The sequence below is a fragment of the Chitinophaga sp. genome, from assembly GCF_036566945.1.
Taxonomy (GTDB): Bacteria; Bacteroidota; Bacteroidia; order Chitinophagales; family Chitinophagaceae; genus Chitinophaga.
This window is the reverse complement of record NZ_DATCVJ010000692.1, coordinates 1-5,087: the sequence shown is the minus strand read 5'-3', so window position 1 is coordinate 5,087 and position 5,087 is coordinate 1. Positions and strand designations below refer to the sequence as shown.

Sequence of the window (5,087 nt, the reverse complement as noted above, 5' to 3'; positions counted from 1 at the left end):
AAGAGTTTGAAAAGAAAGGACTGACTTATCCTGCAAAGTATATGTTCATCCGTTCCTTTAAACTCGACAGTGAAATGGAAATATGGGTAAAAAATAATGCATCGGATACCTTCCGCTTGTTTAAATCATACCGCGTATGCACATTATCAGGTAAAATGGGCCCTAAACGAAAGGAAGGCGACAGACAAGTGCCAGAAGGCTTCTACTATATCAACGATTTTAATCCGAACAGCAATTACCACTTGTCACTGGGTATCAACTATCCCAATTTTTCCGATCGCATCCTGAGCGACGCCAAAAATCCAGGTGGTGAAATCTATATTCACGGCAACTGCATCACAGTAGGTTGTATTCCACTGACAGACGAATTCATCGATGAGGTATACATTATGGCGGTAAACGCGAAAAATGCCGGACAGGATTTCATCCCGGTACACGTTTTCCCTGTGAAATTCGGTAATACCGGCTCCATGAACTATCTCGGGACTTTTAGCCTCACAGACGGCTCTTCCAAACAATTCTGGGCAGAACTCAGAGGCGCATATGATTATTTTGAAAAACACCATCGCCTGCCGGTCGTGCTGGTAGACGATAAAGGGAAATATATTATGTAAGCGGAGTTTGTCTTTCCCAGGATTATACTGATTTTGATGATTTTGATGATTTTTCCAGGGAATTTTTATAAGATTAAAGAAGATTAGCGAAGATGGAAGCGGATGACGCACCTGTCTTCGCTAATCTTTTTTTAATCATCTAAAATCCCAAAAGTAAAATCCTGAAAATCATCAAAATCAGTATAATCCTGGGAAAGACAAAAATCCGCTTCACTTTAATTTGGTTTTTAGCTTTTTTTTTTCCAACTTGTTCGGAGGTCAAATCAATTTACTATTATGCACAGAAGAGACGCAATAAGGAATGTGGCGATTTTGTTAGGCACCGCCATTTCCGCTTCCACGTTATCAGCTTTAGAAAGCTGTACAGGTTCCGCTCCGAAAAACTATGATTTGCAAAAGCCGGAAACAAAAGCCTTCCTGGCAGAAGTAGCGGAAACCATCATTCCCAGAACCAGCACTCCCGGTGCTAAAGATGCCAAAGTAGAAGAATTCATTATTGTAATGATGAACGATTGCTACAAGAAAGAAGACCAACAGGTATTCCTGGATGGGTTGTCGAAAATTGATGCAGCCAGCAACAAAGAATTCAAAAAAGGCTTCATGGACATTACGCCGGAACAACGCACCAAACTCCTTACCACCATCGAAGAGGAGCGCGTAGCCTACAACCAGCGTAAAGATAAAAAAGAAGGAGATCCTACCCATTACTTCCAGTACCTGAAAGAATTAACCCTCCTGGGTTACTTTACTTCAGAGCCAGGTGCTACCAAAGCCCTGCGTTATGTACCGGTACCAGGTAAATTCGAAGGTTGTATCCCTTATACCAAAGGGGAAAAAGCCTGGGCAGTATAAATCATCTTTTTAAGCTTAAATCTGATCAAATATGAACCTGAATATAAAAGCACAGGAAGAGCATACCTATGATGCCATCGTGATTGGCTCTGGTATCAGTGGTGGCTGGGCAGCCAAAGAACTCACCGAAAAAGGATTAAAAGTACTCATGCTCGATCGTGGTAAACCACTGGAGCATGTAAAAGACTACGATACTGCCACCAAAGACCCATGGGAATTCAAACACCGTGGCCGCATTACCGTAGACCAGCGCGAAACACATCCTAAACTCAGCCGCGATTATCCTTATAGTGAACACAACGAAAAATATTGGATCAACGATTCCGAAAGTCCATATAATGAAGTAAAACGCTTCGACTGGTATCGTCCGGATATCGTAGGTGGTAAATCCATCATGTGGGGCCGTCAGTCTTATCGCCTCAGCGATATTGACTTTGAAGCTAACCTAAAAGATGGGATTGCCGTAGACTGGCCTATCCGCTATAAAGATATTGCCCCCTGGTACGACTATGTAGAGAAATTTGCAGGTATCAGCGGATCAAAAGAAGGTTTGCCACAGTTGCCCGATGGTCAGTTTATGCCTGCCATGGAAATGAACTGTGTGGAAAAAGATGTGAAGAAAAGTGTAGAAGACAAATTCAAAGGTCGTATTATCACCATGGGACGTGTGGCCAATATCACGCAACCGCTCCCTGGCCGTGAAAAATGCCAGTACCGTAATCTGTGTAGCCGCGGATGTCCGTTTGGCGCTTATTTCAGCACACAGTCGTCTACTTTGCCGGCGGCAGTAGCTACCGGTAACCTCACGCTCCGCCCTGATTCCATCGTGAACTCCGTGATCTACGATGAAAAATTAGGTAAAGCTACCGGCGTAAAAGTGATCGATAAACATACCAAAGCAACGGTAGAATACTACGCTAAAATCATCTTCATCAACGGTTCTACCCTGGGGTCTACTTTTGTGATGATGAACTCTATCTCTTCCCGCTTCCCGAACGGATTAGGTAACGATAGCGGCGTACTTGGTAAAAACCTGATGGATCACCACTTCCGCACCGGTGCCTCCGGTACTGCGGAAGGGTATGAGGATAAATACTTTTTCGGTCGCCGTGCAAACGGTATCTATGTGCCACGCTACCGCAACATTGGTAACGATAAACGCGATTATATCCGTGGATTTGGTTACCAGGGGGGCGCCAGTCGTTCCGGCTGGAGTCGTGGTATCGCTGAAATGGGCGTAGGTAAAGACTTTAAAGAAATGCTCACTGAACCAGGCAAATGGAGCGTTGGTTTAGGCGGCTTCGGTGAGTGTTTACCATACGAAGACAACAAGGTAACGCTGGATAACTCCGTGAAAGATGCCTGGGGCCAGCCGGTGCTGAAATTCGATGCAGAATTCAAGGAGAACGAAAAGAAGATGCGCGTAGACATGATGAATGATGCCGCAGAAATGCTGGAAGCAGCCGGAATGAAAAACGTGAAAACATACGACAATGGCTCCTACCCAGGTATGGCTATCCATGAAATGGGTACCGCACGTATGGGGCGTGATCCGAAAACGTCGATGCTCAATGGTTTCAACCAGATGCATGCCGTGAAGAACGTATTCGTAACAGATGGTTCTTTCATGACCTCCGCTTCCTGCGTAAATCCTTCCCTCACGTACATGGCCATGACAGCCCGTGCGGTGGATTACGCCGTAAAAGAATTAAAGAAAGGAAATATCTAACATCATAGTACTTAGCGGTCAGGTAGCAGCAGCCTTTTTAACAAAGGGCTGTTTCCTGGCCGCTAAACGCTTTTAACACCCGATGATATGAATCTTAATATAAAGGCGCAGAAAGAAAATACCTATGACGCCATCGTGGTAGGTTCCGGCATCAGCGGTGGCTGGGCTGCGAAAGAGCTGAGTGAAAAAGGTTTGAAAACACTGGTGCTGGAAAGAGGCCGTAATGTAGAACACATCAAGGACTACACCACCGCCATGAAAGCGCCCTGGGAATTTGCCCACCATCTCCACACCACTAATGAAATGCGGGAGAAACATCCTATCCAGAGCCGCTGCTACGCTTTTGATGAAGCCACACAACAATACTGGGTAGATGATAAAGAGAATCCCTACAACGAGGTAAAGCCCTTCAACTGGCTGCGTGGCTATCACGTAGGCGGACGTTCCCTGATGTGGGGACGGCAGGTGTATCGCTGGAGCGACCTCGATTTTGAAGCCAATGCAAAAGACGGACATGGGGTAGACTGGCCTATTCGTTATAAAGACATTGCTCCCTGGTATGAATATGTAGAAAGATATATTGGTGTAAGCGGACAAGCCGAAGGATTGCCCCAGCTGCCGGATGGGATTTTTCTGCCTCCCATGGAAATGAATTGCCTGGAAAAACATGTGGCTGCCCGTGTAAAAGAAAAATATAACGACCGTATCATCACCATTGGCCGTGTAGCCCACCTGACCAAAGGATTGAAAGATCGCGGCCCCTGCCAGTATCGTAACCTGTGCGCACGTGGTTGTCCGTTTACCGGCTACTTCAGCAGCAATGGCGTTACCCTGCCTGCCGCAGCAGCTACGGGTAATATGACCTTGCGTCCGGATTCTATAGTATTGGAAGTATTATATGATAAAGATAAAAGCAAAGCTACCGGCGTAAGGGTCATGGATTCCCATACTTTACAAACAGTAGAATATTATGCAGATATCATCTTCCTGAATGGTTCTACACTGGGTACCAGCTGGATTATGATGAATTCTGTATCTGACCGTTTCCCGAATGGGTTTGGTAACGACAGCGGACAACTCGGTCATAATCTGATGGATCACCACTTTGGCGTTGGCGCCGGTGGCAGCTTTGAAGGTTTTGAAGATCAGTACTACAATAGTGGCCGCCGGCCTAATGGCATCTATATTCCCCGTTTCCGTAATACCAACGACAAAACCATGCAAAAGGATTATGTGCGTGGATTTGGTTACCAGGGTGGTGCCGGCAGAGATAGAGGCAACAGCTGGGAAGGTATTGGTGTGCAGCTGAAGGAAGCACAGACCGAACCCGGCAAATGGAACATGGGCGTAGGTTCATGGGGAGAACATCTGCCTTATTTTGAGAATAAGGTAACGATGAATAAAACAAAGAAAGACAAATACGGATTGCCCACATTGGACATCGACTGTGAATTCAAAGACAATGAAATGGCCATGCGCAAGGATATGCAGGCCAGCGCCATTGAAATGCTGGAAGCAGCCGGATTGAAAAATGTGAGTGGGTATGATAGCGCACCTCCTCCGGGCCATTGTATTCATGAAATGGGAACGGCCCGTATGGGTAAAGATCCCAAAACATCCGTGCTCAATGGTTTTAACCAGGTACATGCTGCGAAGAATGTATTTGTAACCGATGGCGCCTGCATGGCTTCCTCTTCTTGTGTGAATCCTTCTATCACCTATATGGCACTTACTGCCAGAGCATGTGATCATGCTGTTAATGAACTGAAAAAAGGGAACATTTAAAAAGAGAATTACGAATTACAAATTACGAATTACGGATTTGTGGGTAGACAAAAGTAAATGCTAATCATCGCGTTTACTATCTACCCACAAATCCGTAATTCGTAATT

The 5,087-nt window shown here is 45.5% G+C and carries 4 protein-coding genes; all 4 read left to right on the top strand.

Annotated elements, in window-relative coordinates:
- Positions 1–614 (top strand): L,D-transpeptidase family protein (locus tag VIP81_RS20900; protein WP_331965771.1); only part of this gene is annotated, 614 nt, incomplete at its 5' end.
- A 276-nt stretch (positions 615–890) separates the two neighbouring features.
- Positions 891–1,466: a gluconate 2-dehydrogenase subunit 3 family protein gene (locus VIP81_RS20895; protein WP_331965768.1), complete on the top strand. Its 576-nt coding sequence runs from the start codon at positions 891–893 to the stop codon at positions 1,464–1,466.
- A gap of 31 nt (positions 1,467–1,497) precedes the next feature.
- Positions 1,498–3,195 carry a GMC family oxidoreductase gene (locus VIP81_RS20890; RefSeq protein ID WP_331965765.1) on the top strand — a complete coding sequence of 566 codons (1,698 nt, stop codon included), beginning with the start codon at positions 1,498–1,500 and terminating at the stop codon, positions 3,193–3,195.
- A gap of 87 nt (positions 3,196–3,282) precedes the next feature.
- A complete protein-coding gene (locus tag VIP81_RS20885) occupies positions 3,283–4,980 on the top strand; it encodes a GMC family oxidoreductase (RefSeq protein ID WP_331965762.1) in 1,698 nt (565 codons plus the stop codon).
- Positions 4,981–5,087 lie beyond the last annotated feature (107 nt).

What these genes read in the sequence shown, in the direction of transcription:
- VIP81_RS20895 (WP_331965768.1), top strand. Translation starts at nt 891, where the DNA reads ATGCACAGAAGAGACGCAATAAGGAATGTGGCGATTTTGTTAGGCACC.
- VIP81_RS20890 (WP_331965765.1), top strand. Translation starts at nt 1,498, where the DNA reads ATGAACCTGAATATAAAAGCACAGGAAGAGCATACCTATGATGCCATC.
- VIP81_RS20885 (WP_331965762.1), top strand. Translation starts at nt 3,283, where the DNA reads ATGAATCTTAATATAAAGGCGCAGAAAGAAAATACCTATGACGCCATC.